The sequence below is a fragment of the Vibrio sp. 2134-1 genome, from assembly GCF_033339495.1.
In genome coordinates this window covers 1-860 of record NZ_JAWOUS010000243.1, presented here as the reverse complement: position 1 = coordinate 860, position 860 = coordinate 1, and the positions used below count along the sequence as shown (strand labels likewise).

The window sequence follows — 860 nt, the reverse complement described above, 5'->3', positions numbered from 1 at the left end:
CTTCCATGTGGAAGCCTTTGTTTTTTCTTGATAGTGCGATTTTATCCGCAGCACTTTTTAAATTTCTTACCGCTGCCACAAATACATGGATCGTTACGGCCTACTTTTAAGCTGCTGATGGATTGATTAAGTCGCGGGTCTTGCTCGGATTCTTCTTCAGGGAAAGTGCCATCAATGTAATACCACAGCCCATCTTCTTTCACGAAGCGTGAACGCTCGCTCAGGCAGTAGCGTTGGCCGTCTTCATTGAAATAGGCGTTGAACTCAACAAAGCCTTCATTTTCATGGCTGCCAGCTTCTGCTTTGACGACTTCCAGTTTGCACCAATCGCTGTCGATCGATTGTGCGATACCTTCACGTTGTTCTTCTGCGTTACAACTTGGGTGATATGTTTTCACAACGTAGTCAACGAGGCCTAGCACATGAGCGCTATAGCGAGAGCGCATTAACTGTTCTGGTGTTTTGACGTCAGCGTGATTGTTGTGCGCAATTTCGCAACACTGTTGGTAGGTACGGTTAGCGCCGCAAGGACAAGAAGAAGCCATAAGATGAAATCTCGTTAGGTAAAGCGATGAAACAAATAATCCCAATAGAGTGGGAGAGAAGCATTATAGCGAGTTAAGGTGTTTGAGAAAGCAGTTCTTGAGCCCACTCTGTCGATTCATTGAATGCATCAGCTAGCTGAGTTTCCGTTAACTTCAATACAGAGCAGTATCTTTCAGCCAGTTCCCAATCTGCTTGTTCGTAAGCAATACACATAGAAAGGAGATACCCAAGCACACCTTTTCGACTTGTCAGGGCGAGCTTGATGTCTTCATCGACGGGAATGTCTTCAATCACATCCGACAGAGGTTGATCGA

Annotated in this window: 1 protein-coding gene and 1 pseudogene; both read right to left on the bottom strand. The window is 45.5% G+C overall.

The features are described 5' to 3' along the window. Window positions 1–41: 41 nt before the first annotated feature. Window positions 42–545: a YchJ family protein gene (locus R7R78_RS25220; protein ID WP_015296531.1), complete on the bottom strand. Its 504-nt coding sequence runs from the start codon at window positions 543–545 to the stop codon at window positions 42–44. Between the two features lie 73 nt (window positions 546–618). After that, window positions 619–860, bottom strand: a pseudogene (locus R7R78_RS25215) (histidine kinase); the annotation flags it as partial.